General features: G+C 55.5%; 11 protein-coding genes. 8 read left to right on the top strand and 3 right to left on the bottom strand.

What is annotated here, in order from left to right:
• The first annotated feature begins 8 nt into the window (after window positions 1-8).
• The 3 genes from hisD (at window position 9) to FIV08_RS13205 (ending at window position 3,335) form a co-directional block, all read left to right on the top strand.
• Window positions 9-1,313 (top strand): histidinol dehydrogenase, encoded by a 1,305-nt coding sequence (gene hisD, locus FIV08_RS13215; RefSeq protein WP_152438668.1) that lies wholly within the window; start codon window positions 9-11, stop codon window positions 1,311-1,313.
• Window positions 1,306-2,367, top strand: coding sequence for a histidinol-phosphate transaminase (hisC, locus tag FIV08_RS13210; RefSeq protein WP_152438667.1), 1,062 nt, complete (start codon window positions 1,306-1,308; stop codon window positions 2,365-2,367). Before hisD ends, hisC begins: the two co-directional genes overlap by 8 nt.
• Window positions 2,368-2,591: 224 nt before the next feature.
• Window positions 2,592-3,335, top strand: coding sequence for a Nif3-like dinuclear metal center hexameric protein (locus FIV08_RS13205; protein ID WP_152438666.1), 744 nt, complete (start codon window positions 2,592-2,594; stop codon window positions 3,333-3,335).
• Between the two features lie 88 nt (window positions 3,336-3,423).
• Here FIV08_RS13205 and FIV08_RS13200 read toward each other — a convergent pair whose 3' ends face one another.
• Window positions 3,424-3,861, bottom strand: a complete 438-nt coding sequence (locus FIV08_RS13200) for a YhcB family protein (protein WP_152438665.1) — start codon at window positions 3,859-3,861, stop codon at window positions 3,424-3,426.
• A 276-nt stretch (window positions 3,862-4,137) separates the two neighbouring features.
• Between FIV08_RS13200 and zapE the strand changes: the two genes are divergently transcribed.
• The 5 genes from zapE (at window position 4,138) to FIV08_RS13175 (ending at window position 13,132) form a co-directional block, all read left to right on the top strand.
• Entirely contained in the window at window positions 4,138-5,235 is a 1,098-nt protein-coding gene (gene zapE, locus FIV08_RS13195) for a cell division protein ZapE (RefSeq protein WP_228715555.1), read from the top strand.
• A 239-nt stretch (window positions 5,236-5,474) separates the two neighbouring features.
• Entirely contained in the window at window positions 5,475-6,659 is a 1,185-nt protein-coding gene (locus tag FIV08_RS13190; RefSeq protein ID WP_152438663.1) for a thiolase family protein, read from the top strand.
• Between the two features lie 220 nt (window positions 6,660-6,879).
• A complete protein-coding gene (locus tag FIV08_RS13185) occupies window positions 6,880-8,787 on the top strand; it encodes a DUF1302 domain-containing protein (RefSeq protein ID WP_152438662.1) in 1,908 nt (635 codons plus the stop codon).
• 33 nt (window positions 8,788-8,820) lie between these two features.
• Window positions 8,821-10,182, top strand: a complete 1,362-nt coding sequence (locus FIV08_RS13180; RefSeq protein ID WP_152438661.1) for a DUF1329 domain-containing protein — start codon at window positions 8,821-8,823, stop codon at window positions 10,180-10,182.
• Window positions 10,183-10,456: 274 nt separating this feature from the next.
• The gene (locus FIV08_RS13175) at window positions 10,457-13,132 is read left to right on the top strand and encodes a helix-turn-helix transcriptional regulator (RefSeq protein WP_228715419.1); all 2,676 of its coding nucleotides are present in this window, start codon (window positions 10,457-10,459) and stop codon (window positions 13,130-13,132) included.
• Here the strand turns inward: FIV08_RS13175 and FIV08_RS13170 are convergent, their stop codons facing one another.
• Window positions 13,133-14,029, bottom strand: a complete 897-nt coding sequence (locus FIV08_RS13170; RefSeq protein ID WP_152438659.1) for an acyltransferase — start codon at window positions 14,027-14,029, stop codon at window positions 13,133-13,135.
• Window positions 14,030-14,061: 32 nt separating this feature from the next.
• Window positions 14,062-14,988, bottom strand: a complete 927-nt coding sequence (locus FIV08_RS13165) for a glucosaminidase domain-containing protein (protein ID WP_152438658.1) — start codon at window positions 14,986-14,988, stop codon at window positions 14,062-14,064.
• Between the last annotated feature and the right edge of the window lie 49 nt (window positions 14,989-15,037).

Here is a 15,037-nt window from a genome sequence, read left to right as displayed (position 1 = left end):
TTAACGAGATGAACGACAGAATCACCAGACTGACGACAACCCAAAGCGACTTTGACAGTGCGCTGGCCAAGCTGTTGGCGTGGGATGACAGTGTTGACCATCAGGTGAATGAGTCGGTTCGGCATATTCTGCGTGAGGTGAAAACCCGTGGCGATGCGGCGGTTCTGGAGTTTACCGAGAAGTTTGACCGGTTGAAGGTTGGCTCCATGGCGGAGCTGGAGATGGACGAGGGTCGTCTTCAGGCGGCGTTGGAGCGGATTCCTCGGGATCAGCGGGTGGCTTTGGAGAAAGCGGCTGAGCGGGTCCGGGATTATCATGCGCGGCAGGATCAGAAGTCCTGGCAGTATGAAGACGAGGACGGAACGCTTCTCGGGCAGAAGGTGACGCCGCTGGATCGGGCGGGTTTGTACGTGCCCGGTGGTAAGGCGGCGTATCCGTCTTCGGTGCTGATGAATGCCATTCCGGCGAAGGTGGCGGGTGTCGGTGAGTTGATCATGGTGGTGCCGACGCCGGATGGCGTGGTGAACGACATGGTGCTTGCGGCGGCCGCGATTGCCGGAGTTGATCGGGTGTTTACTCTTGGCGGTGCGCAAGCTGTGGCGGCGCTGGCATACGGTACCGAGACTGTGCCGGCAGTGGACAAGATTGTGGGCCCAGGGAATATTTTTGTGGCCACGGCCAAGCGGGAAGTGTTCGGGGTTGTGGGCATCGACATGATTGCCGGCCCGTCGGAGATCCTGGTGATCTGCGACGGCAAGACAGATCCGGACTGGATCGCGATGGATTTGTTCTCCCAGGCCGAGCACGACGAGCAGGCCCAGAGTATTCTGATCAGCCCGGATGCGGCGTTCCTGGACGCGGTGGAAGCCAGTATCAACAAGCTGCTGCCGACCATGGAGCGGGAGGAGATTATCCGTACGTCCATGATTGGCCGTGGTGCGCTGATTCACGTGGCCGATTTGAAGGAAGCGGCGGAAGTCTCCAATCGGATTGCTCCGGAACACCTGGAACTGTCGGTGGAAGATCCGCAGGCGATGTTGGACGACATTCGCCACGCCGGCGCCATTTTTATGGGCCGTTACACCGCTGAAGCCCTTGGTGACTACTGCGCCGGCCCGAACCACGTACTGCCTACCAGCGGTACGGCAAGGTTCAGCTCGCCGCTGGGCGTTTACGATTTCCAGAAACGCTCCTCCTTGATCGGCTTCAGCCCCAACGGTGCCGACCGGATGGGGCGTGTAGCGTCTGTGCTGGCGCGCGGTGAAGGGCTGACCGCTCACGCCCGTTCAGCGGAGTACCGTATCAATGAGTAAGTTCTGGAGCGCGCTGGTCAGCGAATTGCAGCCGTATGTGCCGGGTGAGCAGCCGAAAATGGCGAACCTGGTCAAGCTGAACACCAACGAAAATCCCTTCGGGCCATCCCCGAAGGTGATTGCAGCCATTCAGTCCGAACTGAACGACAACCTCCGCTTGTACCCGGACCCGGAAGGGCAGGCGCTGAAAGAAGCGATTGCTGCCTATCACACGGATTACGGTATTTCCTCCAGGCAGGTGTTCGTAGGTAACGGTTCAGACGAGGTTCTGGCCCACATTTTCCAGGGCTTGCTCAAACACGACAAGCCGATCCTGTTTCCGGACATTACTTACAGCTTCTACCCGGTTTACTGCGGCCTGTACCAGATTGAAAGTGATGTCATCCCGCTGACCGAAAGCTTCGAAATCAACCCGGAAGACTACAAGCGCCCCAACGGCGGCATCGTCTTCCCGAATCCGAATGCGCCTACCGGCCGGTATCTCGGGCTGGAGCATGTGGAAGACATCCTGAAGGCGAATCCGGACAGCGTGGTGGTGGTTGACGAAGCCTATGTAGACTTCGGTGGTGAGACGGCTATTTCATTGGTCAATCAATACCCGAGCCTTCTGGTCAGCCAGACTCTGTCCAAGGCTCGTTCGTTGGCCGGCCTTCGGGTAGGTTTTGCAGTGGGTAATGAGGAACTGATTGAGGCTTTGAATAGAGTTAAAGACAGCTTCAATTCCTACCCGCTCGATCGTCTGGCGTTGGCCGGTGCGATCGCGGCGTTTGAAGATCGCGAGTGGTTTGAGAAATGCTGTGGCGGCGTGATTGAAGAGCGTGAGCGGGTTACGGCTGAGCTGGAGAATCTTGGCTTTGAAGTGCTGCCATCAAAGGCAAACTTCGTCTTCGCCCGTCACCCAAGCCATGAAGGCGCTGATATTGCTGCCAAGCTGAGAGAGCAGGGCATTATCGTTCGTCACTTCAACAAGCTGCGGATTAGCGACTTTCTACGAATTACCATTGGTACCAGTGACCAAAACAGTTCTTTGATCAAAGGTCTGGCTTTTCTCTGAGCCGGCGCAACACTCGAACGAGGAATCGGCGCGCATAAAGTTCGGCTGCAAGGTGCAGGATGGCCTTTCCAAAAATTTCGAAGGCCAAGGATGGCCTGAGAGAAGCGCACATGGATGTGCTCGTAGCGGTTTTTGGAAAGGCCATCCTGCACCTTGCTTCCCCATGAACTGAATGCGCCGATCCGATCTCAGAAGCACCGCACGATGGGGAGGCAAGCACAAGCATGGCAAACCGAAACGAAATCCTCGCCAAAATCAATGAATGGCTCCAGCCGGAAAATTTCCAAGACTACGCCCCGAACGGCCTGCAAGTAGAGGGTAGCGAGAACGTAAGCGTTGTCGTGTCCGGGGTAACCGCATCGCGGGCGTTGATCGACGAAGCGGTGAAACATAACGCCGATATGATTCTGGTCCACCACGGCTACTTCTGGAAAGGCGAAGACCAGGCCATCCGCGGCATGAAGAAGAACCGCATCAAACAGTTGCTGGATAACGATATCAACCTGGTGGCCTACCACCTGCCGCTCGATGACCATCCCGAATATGGCAATAACCGCCAACTCGCCAATGTCCTGAATATTCAGAACCCCACGCCGATCGGCGGACTGGTTTGGCAGGGCGAGCTTTCTGAGCCAATGACTCCGGAAGCGTTCGGTCTCCACATCGCCAGAGCCCTTCACCGGCAGCCTCTTCATGTGGGGGGCGGCCCAGAGAAAATCAAAACCGTAGCCTGGTGCACCGGTGCTGCCCAGGGGTTTATTAATGCAGCGCTGAATGCAGGGGTTGATGCTTACATCAGCGGGGAAATTTCAGAGCCGACCACTCACGCTGCCAGAGAGTGCGGAATCCATTACTTTGCAGCGGGCCACCACGCCACAGAGCGCTACGGTGTGCAGGCGTTGGGGGAGGCGCTAGCCAGGGAGTTTGAAGTGAAACACCAGTTTATTGACTGTGATAATCCTGTCTAGTTTCTTGGCTTCTTCAATGGAAAGCCATCCCCAGCCCAACCAAACTCTGCTGGCAGATGGCTTGTACCGTGCTTGAAGACCTCGGTGATCAAGCAGACCGCTTGGTACCATCCGCATTCAGGCCATAGTCCTCGGCCAGTGTGCCTTTGTCCTCAGGATCAGCCTTCGGCGCATAATCCCGTGGTGGCTCTGAGTTTTCATCACTGCCGTGCTCCAGCCGGCCAGAGCCGTCCTGTCCAAGCTCCTCCAGCCAGTCCTCATCACTGCAAAGCCGGTTCGCGCCACGGGCCATATGTTGATTCACATCGCGATAGGCATCATTAAACCGGCGCAGCAAATGGGCAGACTCCATGAAATGCTCATTCACCTGTGCCTGATAGCGAGTAAACTCACTGCGCAATTCTTCAATTTGCTGCTCTGCCCGGCGCTGCCGAAGCGTTGCTCCCTGGCCTGAACGGCCCACCAGAATCCCGATGACAATGCCAACCACCAACGCGGCTACCGCCGCCAGAATCAGGTTTGTCATATAAAAACGTCCTTTCGTTGCATGCGAGTGAGCTAATCCTCATTCAAAGAGTATAACTCCCCTGACTGATTGAGCCCATGGCCAAGCACTGAGCGAATCGTCGTATTGCCCTGGTGTCCCGTCTGGCTATGGAATTAGCCAGACGGGACACTAGCACCCGCCCGGCGTGGCGAAAAAGTGCGAAATAAGCGACAATACCGCGCCGAAAATCCAACACCATTACAATCCCGGGAAACCCTGATGACAGCAGCCATGTCTTCTGAAACCGTCGCGAACCTGAGCCCTTGGGAGCGTTACCAAAAGGATCTTGAACGCCCGGACTTTCACAAAGACCCGGCCCAGGAAGATGCCGTCCGTCGCCTTCAGGCACTGTACGACAAACTGGTCGATGCCGAAAGTGATCGCCACAAAGGTCTGGCAAAACTGCGCCGTAAATTGAAGAAAGGCAAAGAAGACCCAGTCAAGGGGCTCTATTTCTGGGGTGGTGTGGGCCGCGGCAAGACCTATCTGATGGATACCTTCTACGAGGCATTGCCGTTTGACCGCAAGATGCGGGTGCATTTTCATCGCTTCATGCAGCGGGTTCACAATGAACTTAAACAGCTTAAGGGCGAGAAAAATCCGCTGGACCGGGTGGCAAAAAAGTTTGCTGATGAGACCCGCGTTATCTGTTTTGATGAGTTCTTTGTCTCCGATATCGGTGATGCGATGATCCTCGCTACCCTGATGGATGGCCTGTTTGGTCGCGGTGTTACACTGGTATGCACATCGAACATCGTGCCTGATGGCCTCTATAAGGATGGCTTGCAACGGGCCCGTTTCCTGCCGGCTATCGAGCTGGTGAAGAAACATACCGACGTGGTGAACGTTGACGGCGGCGTGGACTACCGGTTGAGAACCCTTGAACAGGCTGAGCTTTACCATTGTCCGCTGGACGATCAGGCCGATGTCAGCCTGCGCACCAGCTTTGATGCCCTTGCCGTCGAGGCGGGCAAGCACAGCAAAACCATGGAAATCAACGGCCGCAAAATTCCGGCCGAGGCCCACGCAGATGATGTGGTGTGGTTCGATTTTAAATCCGTGTGTGACGGCCCGCGGAGCCAGAACGACTACATTGAAATGGCGCGTCAGTTCCACGCCATCATCATCAGCAATGTGCCACAGCTGGGTAAAAACAATGACGACCAGGCGCGTCGATTTATCAATATGATTGACGAGTTCTACGACCGAAACGTCAAAGTCATCATCTCAGCCGCCGCACCCATCACCGAGCTCTACACCGGCGGCCGCCTGAGCTTCGAATTCGAGCGCACCGAATCCCGCCTGCTGGAAATGCAGTCCCGGGAATACCTGGAAGCGCCCCATAAGCCATAGGGTCTGTCAAAGGGTCTGTCCCCGAACGGGGACTGACCCATTTTGGACTCCAGCTCCAAAAATCAGAGCGGTTATAGGGTCTGTTCCCGCAGGGGACTGACCCATTTTAGACTCCAGCTCCAAAAATCAGAGCGGTTATAGGGTCTGCCCCCGCAGGGGACTGACCCATTTTAGAACCCAACTCCAAAAGAGGGTCTGTCCCCATACGGGGACAGACCCGTTACCAAGAGAGGTCACAAATGAGCCAAGACAACGTAGTCATCGTAAGCGGCGTCCGCACTCCCATGGGCGGATTTATGGGCAGTCTCGCCCCGGTTTCAGCCCCTGAACTGGGCGCCATCTCCATCGCCGAAGCGGTCAAGCGCGCTGGCCTGCAGCCTGCCGATATCCAGGAAGTCATCATGGGCAACGTGCTGCCTGCCGGCCTCAAGCAAGGCCCGGCCCGCCAGGCCATGCGTAAGGCTGGCCTGCCCGACAGCACCGGCGCCACCACCATCAACAAGCTGTGTGGCTCCGGCATGAAAGCGGCCATGCTGGCCCATGACCTGATCAAGGCAGGCACCAACGACATCATGGTCGCCGGTGGTATGGAAAGCATGTCCAATGCACCCTATGTGCTGCTTGGCGCCCGCCAGGGCTATCGTATGGGCCCCGGACAGGCTCCGCAGGATCATATGTTCCTTGACGGTCTGGAAGATGCGGAAACCGGTCGCCTGATGGGCTCATTTGCCCAGGAAATGGCCGACAAGAAAGGCTACAGCCGGGAAGATATGGATGAGTACGCCATCCAGTCACTGACCCGTGCCAAGAAGGCGATTGAGGAAGGCTTGCTGAAAGACGAGATCATTCCGGTTACCGTCAAAACACGTAAAGGTGAGGTGGTTGTCGAAGATGACGAGCAGCCGCACGCTGCCAACATCGAAAAAATCCCAACCCTGCGCCCGGCATTTGCCAAGAACGGTACGGTAACAGCCGCCAATGCCTCATCTATTTCTGACGGCTCCTCCGCTCTGGTTCTGATGCGTGAATCCGAAGCCCAGAAGCGCGGCTTGAAGCCGATGGCCCGTATCGTAGCCCACAGCACCCAGTCACAGCACCCGAGCGAGTTCACCTGCGCACCGGTGGGCGCCATTGAAACCCTGTTCGCGAAAACCGGCTGGACCAAAGACGACGTTGATCTGTTCGAAATCAACGAAGCCTTCGCCATGGTTGCCATGATGCCGATCAAAGAACTTGGGCTGGACCCGGCCAAGGTGAATGTGCATGGCGGCGCCTGCGCCCAGGGCCATCCGGTCGGTTCCACCGGCTCTCGCCTGCTGGTCACGCTGATGCACTCCCTGAAGCACTATGGCAAGAAAAAGGGCGTTGCCGCGCTGTGTATTGGTGGGGGTGAAGCCACCGCCATGGCCATCGAAGTTCTGTAATACAGTCAAAGTGGTTGCACTCCCGAATCTTGTCTATAGTGAGGGAGTGCGAAAACACGGCTAAACGGAGAGTGACAGCAAAATCATACTTTTGACTGATCAAAGCCCCCAAAGGCCTTAGCTATAGTGCAAGCATCACGGCACTGTATGCACAGCCGCCAAGACACCAAAATCAGAACAACCGAGCAGCGACTCAGAACAACAACGGAGTAGCCTTCCAATGACAAGAAAAACTCAACCGTGGCAGCGTTGGACCAAGTTACCGCTTGCCGTCGCCATAGCCGCCGGCGTGTCCGCCCCGGCCTCTGCTATTTCCTTTTATGTGGGAGATGTTGAAGCGCAGTTCAATACCACGTTGTCAGCTGGTGTGGGTTGGAGAACTCAAAGCCAGGATAAACGTCTGATTGCTCAGGGTAACCTAGGCCCCGAGTACGCGCCGGGTCAGCCGCTTGCCAATATCGGTGCGTCCACCAACAACTACGACGATGGTAACCTGAACTTTGATAAAGGCGATACCTACTCAAAGATTGTTAAGGGTAACAGTGAGCTGTTCCTCGATTACGCCGTAGACAGCAACGTGCTGACCCGTGTGGGTGGTCTGGTACGTGGCCGTTACTGGTATGACTTCGAACTGAAAGATGAAGGCCGGGCGACCGACGACGTAGGGCAGCAGCGAGAGCTGAATGAACGAGCCAAGGCCAATGCCTCCGGCGGTGAAATTCTGGATGCTTACATTTTTACTGATTGGTACTTCGGCAATATGCCTGTCAGTGCCCGTTATGGTAAGCAAGTGGTTAGCTGGGGTGAAAGTACGTTTATCCAGGGTGGTATCAATACCATTAACCCGATTGACGTGCCTGCCTTCCGCGCCCCGGGCGCCGAGCTGAAAGATGCTCTGTTGCCGGTAGAAATGTTCTATGTGTCGGCTGGCCTTACTGATTCTATCACTGTAGAAGCCTTCGTTCAGGCTGACTGGGATCCGGTTCGCCCGGATGACTGTGGCACATTCTTCTCAACCAACGACTTTGCCGCTGACGGTTGCGGTCCGGTATTGTTGGCTGGCCAACTGCCTGACTCCCAGGCGTTAGCGCAGGGCTTTGTTGCACCGCGTCTGGCTGATAAAGAAGCAGATTCCAAAGATCAGTTTGGTGTGGCGCTGCGTTGGTACGTACCAGCACTGAACGACTCTGAATTTGGTTTCTACTACATCAAGTACAATAGTCGCCTGCCATATGTAAGTGGTTTGGTTAACAACCCTACCTCTACTAACGGCACTCAACAGAATGACTCGAACCTGCCTAATTCGGCATTCCCGAGCTACTTCATCGAGTATCCCGAGAATATCAATCTGTATGGCATCAGCATTAACACTACCACTCCAGGTGGCTGGTCATTGGGCGCTGAGTACAGCTTCCGAGACAATGTGCCGTTGCAGTGGAACGCGTTTGAGCTGATTTTAGGCGGCTTGCAGGCACGTACCGATGCCGATGGCAACCAGACTCCTCTGAGTTTGCTGGAGCGTCAGCGTCTGGCTGAGTCTGGTGGTGGTAACCTTGCGGGTAAGGCTGTAGAGGGTTATGACCGCTTTAAAGTTTCTCAGGCTCAGTTCACGCTGATCAAATTCTTCGATCAGGTGATGGGTGCCAGTCGTTTGTCTCTGATTACAGAATTCGGTGCGACCTATGTGCATGATCTGCCGGATTACTCCGAGGCACGCTACGGTCGTTCTGGTACCTTCGGTATCGGCCAGATTCCTCTGGAGTCGTTGGGTGGGGCTGATATCTGCGCTGGTGGCGCAAACATCAACACCAACTACTGTAACAACGAAGGGTTCACCACGTCCTTTTCCTGGGGCTACCGTTCCCGCCTGGTGTGGGACTACCCCAACGTTTTTGCAGGCATCAACCTGTCTCCCCAGCTGGCGTGGAGTCATGACGTGAAAGGTTATGCACCGCAGCCCGGTGGAGCCTTTAACGAGGGCAACAAATCCATCGGCCTGTCTCTGGAAGCGGTTTACCAGAACAAAATCACCGGCAACATTGGTTACACAAACTTTTTCGGTGGCAAGCCGTATAACGAGTTGACCGACCGTGATTTCGTGAGTGCTAGCGTCTCTTACTCATTCTGAACCGGACCGAATTCGTTTAACGAGGTAATTTAAATGAAACTGAACAAGAAACTACTGGCCACCGGCGTACTGACTGCAAGTCTCTTTGCGGGTCAAGCCTGGGGCGCGGTTTCTGCTGAAGAAGCAGCCAAACTCGGCGATACGCTGACACCGATGGGTGCGGAGCGCGCAGGCAACGGTGGTGATATCCCTGAGTGGACCGGTGGCATGACCACGCCGCCGGCAGGCTATAAGGGTGATGGTATTTATGTAAATCCATTCCCTGATGAGCAGCCCAGGTTTGTCATTGATCAGAGCAACGTGGATCAGTACGAGGACAAACTGTCCCCCGGCCAGATTGCAATGATTCGCCAATATCCGGATTACAAGCTGCCGGTCTATCCGACTCATCGTACCGCTGTCTATCCCCAGGACATCATGGATGAGACGGTAAAGAACGCCACCCGTTCTGAACTGATCCAGAATGGTAATGGTATTGGTAACTACGCCAATGCAACGCCATTTCCGATTCCACAGAACGGCTTGGAAGCAATCTGGAACCACATTACCCGATACCGTGGTGGCTCAGTTCAGCGTAACGTCGGCCAGGTTACCCCTACCGCTAACGGCGCATTCTCGGTTGTGAAGTTCCAGGACGAGCTGACCTGGAACCGCTATCTGTCGGATTACCAGGAAGGTCAGGACGATAACGTCCTGTTCTATTTCAAGCAGGCGATTACTGCTCCGGCACGTCTTGCAGGTAACGTGCTGCTGGTTCACGAAACTCTGGACCAGGTGAAAGAGCCTCGCCGGGCTTGGATCTACAACGCCGGTCAGCGCCGTGTTCGCCGTGCTCCACAGGTTGCCTACGATGGACCGGGTACCGCTGCCGATGGTATGCGTACCTCTGACAACTTCGACATGTTCAACGGCGCTCCCGATCGTTACAACTGGGAACTGGTTGGCAAGAAAGAGATGTATATCCCTTACAACTCTTACAAGCTTGTTGATCGTAACCTGAGCTATAGCGACATCATCAAGGCTGGTCACATCAACCAGGACCTTACCCGTTATGAGCTGCATCGTGTGTGGCACGTACGGGCAACCCTGAAAGACGGTGAGCGTCATGTGTATGCCCAGCGTGACTTCTACCTGAACGAAGACTCCTGGCAGGCGTCAGTCATTGATCATTACGATGGTCGTGGCGAGTTGTGGCGTGTGGCTGAAGCACATGGTATGCAGTTCTATGATCAGGACGTGCCCTGGTACGCCATCGAGGTTCTGTATGATCTTCTGTCTGGTCGCTACCTCGCTTTGGGCCTGACCAACGAAGAAAACAACCCGTACACGTTCGGCGTTGAGCGTCAGTCACGGGACTACACACCGGCCGCGCTGCGCCGTGCAGGTACCCGATAACAGGCGAGCTTGGCAGTAACTTAAAACGGCGGGCCTATGGCCCGCCGTTTTTTTTGTGGCCGTAACCGGCCTTTTGGTGTTAAAAATCTGCCACTGACAAACTTTTTACACGTCAAAATTTTGCAGCTCACCCCACCTTTGGTTTAACCTTCTTCCAAGCAACTCATACTAAAGGCGTACCCGATGCAGGACGCCGAGCCATAATCCGTGAAAAGAAGATTCTTTTTACGCCGGCCTGTTGATACCAGGAAGCCGGTTTTAAATGGGGCAGTGCGTGAAATCCTATAATGATGGCTGTGCAGCCAACGATGAATTTCAGTCCGCCAACAATGGCCTTGCGCATGGAGAGCTTGTGCGAGACCTTCTGGAGCAAAGGCTTCAGATGCCGGCAATTCCTGTCTCCAGGCTAATCCGGCCAGAGCTGGACCAGCAGATCCTGGCCGCTATGTCGCCAGGGCATCTGTTGTTTCTGGAGGCGCCCAGTGGTTATGGCAAAACCCACTCCCTGGTCAGCGCGCTCAATGCTGCGCCGGATGCCAGTATTCGTTGGGTTACACTTAACGGCGGTGACAACGCCCCTTCTCGTTTTCTCTCACTGTTGGCCACGGCCCTCGGTCTGTCTGATGTTTCAGCGCCAAATGGCGGTACGTTCCAGGATCATCTTTCTGTTCTTCTGGTCACCAAAGCCCGAAAGAAGGAGTCCAATCGGGATGTACTGGTTCTGGATAATCTTCATCATCTGACGAACCCGGCTGTGGTGGGATTACTCCATCAACTGGCTACGAACATTCCTGGCAACCTGGCGGTGGTGATGGCATCACGTTTACCCCTGCCGTTTGAAAGCCACACGCTGGATCTGCAGGGTGTCTACCAGCACTTGTCTGTGGATCGCCTCGAGTTCTCCCGGTCTGAAACGTTTGAGTTTTTTCAGCAAGCACGTGATGAACGCCTGATTACCAGTGTGGCCATCGACCACCTGTACAACCTGACGGAAGGCTGGCCAACCCCATTGGCCCTGTACCTTCGTGAGCTCGCTCGTGGCGATGAAAGAAAGCCGGTTCACGAAACCGAGTCCGTGGAACGGTTTATCAAGAGCACCGTGCTTGCGCCGTTGGCGCAGTCACAGGTTCGCAGTTTGCGAGTGATGGCGGAGCTCGAAAGCTGTTCAGATGAGCTGTTCCTGACACTGGAGGGCACCACCGCAGAGCCGGATATGCCGCCATCGTCGGCGGCGGAACGCGGATTGCCATTAAAGCAGGTGCCGGGGAGGGGGCGTTGGTATCGTTTGAACCCATTGCTCCAGGCCTGGTTACAGGCGCCCGTGATGGGCGGTTATGCCACCCGTATGTTGATGGCAAGCCGTTGGTTTGGGCAACGGGAGCAGTTTCCGGAGGCGCTCAAGTACGCCTTGCTGGCGGGTGAGAATGATGAAGTCATACGCATCGCGTCCGAGGGCACCGAGGCACTGCTGTTGGGGCAAGACACGGCGTCGTTGCTGACGCTGCGACGAAGCCTGCCTGCCCAGTTGCTGGAGCGGAGTGCCAGGCTGCGAATCGTCTACAGCTGGGTTCATGCAATCGGTGGTCAATTCCGCCAGGCGCGAGAGTTGCTCGAATCGTTCAGTGTGTCAGATCTAAGAGAACAGGAAGCTCGAATATACGCCCTTAAAGCGTTTATCCTTCGTGGAGAGGGCTTTGTGGCACCTGCGCTTGAGATGGCTGACAAGGCGCTGGCAACCGGAGGCTTGTCTACTCAGGCGCAACTGGTGACTCAAATTGTCAGGTCCAGTGCGTTATGCGCTGGTGGGTACTTTCAGGCAGCGCGGGATGCCAATCGAGCCGCTGCAAAGTTGGCTCGGGAAGCTGGCGACTCTGGTTCTGAAGCACTGGCAGTCTATGCTCACGCCAGAATTGAGCTGGGCAAGGGTGCGCTGGGCCACGCGGAACAGCTATTACGTACCGGGCTGGATACCGCCATGCAAGAGCTCAGCAGGCCCGCTCGGATTGGGGAAACCCGGTTGCAGCTGAACCTGGTTCTGGTGCTCTGGCATAAAGGTCGATTGAAGGAAGCCGATCGCCTGTTAGTGAGCTGTGCCCGACATGCAGAGCAGACTCGGGATCTTGGGCTGCTACTGGCGATGGCGTTGAGAGTGCTCATGTGCCGGGCTCAGGGCCGTATGGACGATGCCTTTGTATGGATTGGCCGCGCTGAGCGTACTATGCACTCCTGGCAGGTAGATGAGTCAGTCTATTTGCCGGTACTCGAAGCACTGAAAACAAGCTGCTGGCTGGCCTGTGGCCAGCCGGAAAGCGCCGCCCAGGCGATGGTCAAACTTGCACCCTACCGTAAGGACGGTTGTGTTCCCGAACTGTTCCCGATGATTCCCGGCCTGCTGGATTGTTTGCAGGTGCGGATTGATCTGGTGAACGGTGACCTGATACGTGCCCGGGAACACCTGTCCGCTGTTTATCATCGCTACGAAGATGCCTTGCCCTGGGGTCTTCACCTACATGCGGGGCTGCTTGATGCCGTACTTTTGGCGGAGGAAAAGGGAGCGCCTGCGGGCAGGCGGCAACTGGAAAGCGTGATCAGGGAGGCCGCCAGGGAGCATTTCATCAGTCCTTTCGCGGAGCTGATGCACGAGTTGCGACCCCTTATGGAAAAGACTTTCAGGGGGCTGGAGCCGTGCCCCTTCACCAGTGCCTTGGGCGAACTGTTCGGTATTGAGGGTATCGCGGTTGTCGCAGATACACTGGCGGAGCCGATCAGTGAGCGGGAGCAGGGTGTTCTGGAGTTGATTGCCAAGGGCCTGTCAAACCAGGAAATCGCAGATAAACTGCACATCTCGCTGCATACGGTGAAAACCCACGCCCGAAGGATCAACGCCAAGCTGGAAGTGAAATCCAGAACTCAGGCGATTGTAAGGGCCCGGGAACTGGGGCTGCTGTAGTCAGCCCCCCGCTTTCAGCTCCTCAATCCGGGCATCTTTCTCTGCCCATATCTCGCTGACCCAGCGCTGGAAATCGACGCGCAGTTCCCGATTACCTTCGTAATCCATCCCCAGAAAACGCTCCGGTACTTCCCGGGTGCGAATATCGATAATGATCTTGTCCACCCTGCCGCACAGGTAATCCCAGATTCCAGGCGTTCCTTTGGGGTAGACAATGGTCACATCAAGCATGGTATGAATCATCTCGCCCATGGCGCCAAACACGAAAGCTGTTCCGCCGGCGCGGGGTTTCAGCAGATTCCTGTAGGGAGAATTCTGCCGCGCATGCTTTTCCGGAGTAAAACGCGTGCCTTCCATGAAGTTGAAAATGGTCACCGGCGTGTAGCGGAATTTCTCACAGGCCGCCCGGGTGGCTGCAATGTCTTTGCCTTTCAGTTCCGGACGCTTGGCGATCTGCTCTTTTGTGTGGCGATGCATGAACGGAAAGTCCAGCGCCCACCAGGCAACGCCAAGTAGTGGTACCCAGATCAGTTGCTTCTTGAGAAAAAACTTCAGCAGGGGGATCTTGCTGTTCAGGACGTACTGGATTGCGGGGATGTCTGTCCAGCTTTGGTGGTTACAGGTCACGAAGTACCAGTGCTCGCGGCTGAGTTCCTGAGCGCCCCGAACGTCCCATTCAACTTTATGGAACAGTTTTACCAGTGTGTTGTTGAAGCCAATCCAGTACCAGGCAATGCCGTTGACGATAACTGTGCAGGCCTTACGTACTCCCATGACCGGGATCACCAGTTTGACGATGGCGAACAGCAACAGGAACGGAAGGAAAATAACGGTATTCAGCAAAATCAGCAGAACCACCAGAACCCCTTTCAGAGGGGCGGGCAGAAAATTGAGCATGGGCACTATCTCTGTAGGTTCAGATTTTAATGTCAGCCTTCAAACGGACTGGCCAAGGCGCCTTCCGCGCCAGGAAGCAGTGCAGTATCTGCCTTTGCTGAGGCCAGTTGTTTGAACTTGGCGGGGGTGCGCTCTCCCAACAAATTCCTGAATTCCTGATCATAGAACTCAAGATTGTTGTAGCGAATCATGGAGCGAATCTCTTTTATATACTCTTCACCCCGTTCGGAATAGCCAAGTAGGCCTTCCGCCATTTCCAGTCCGGAAAGCGGCTGTTCCGCTTGGCGGTTCTGCAACCGGAGGTCTCTGACCAGTTGGTAGGTGGGGTGTCGGTTCAGGTTCTGGATATACGAGCGAACGGACTGGTAGGGAGAGGAGAATTTCGCCACCTCATGGCTGGCCCCTTCAATACGGCTCAGGGGTACAAGACCACAGCCTTTGCTGAAGCACCACTGACCGAACAGGTTATTGCCCTCAGTGGCAAAGCGAGAGGTGCCCCAGGCAGATTCATTGGCCGCCTGGGCAAGAATCAGCGATGGCGGAATAACATCCAGGCGCTTTCGTAACAGCGCAAATTGCTCTTCACTGCCGGTTTCGGCATCAACCCTCAGGCGTTGTGACTGATCAGTCAGCCATTTTTCTTCGCGATCTGAGAGCTCGGCTTTGTTGGCAAGCGACTCAAGGTATTCGCGCTCAAGCAGAATGCGGGAGTTGGCAAGAACAATCCGCGGGTAAAGGAATGAGAAGAACGCGACTTTACGTTCGGTGGTGTCGCTGTAGCCTGAGAAATCCGGTAGGTCTTCGTTTGCCCAGGCGGGGAGGCGCGGAAGCGACGCAAGAACCACTTCATCATCACCGTTACCTTCACCAGAATAATCTGGTGGAACGTAAAGAGCACCGACTACAGCGAACAGAGTCAACGGAACAAACAGCATCAGCGCCCGGGTAACTGCAGTCATAAAACCTCTCGTCTTTATGGGTATGTCAGTCGATATGGCAGAAATTATA

Source organism: Marinobacter sp. THAF197a (assembly GCF_009363275.1).
GTDB lineage: Bacteria > Pseudomonadota > Gammaproteobacteria > Pseudomonadales > Oleiphilaceae > Marinobacter.
Note: the sequence above shows the minus strand (reverse complement) of the source record. Positions and strands in the feature narration are given on the sequence as shown.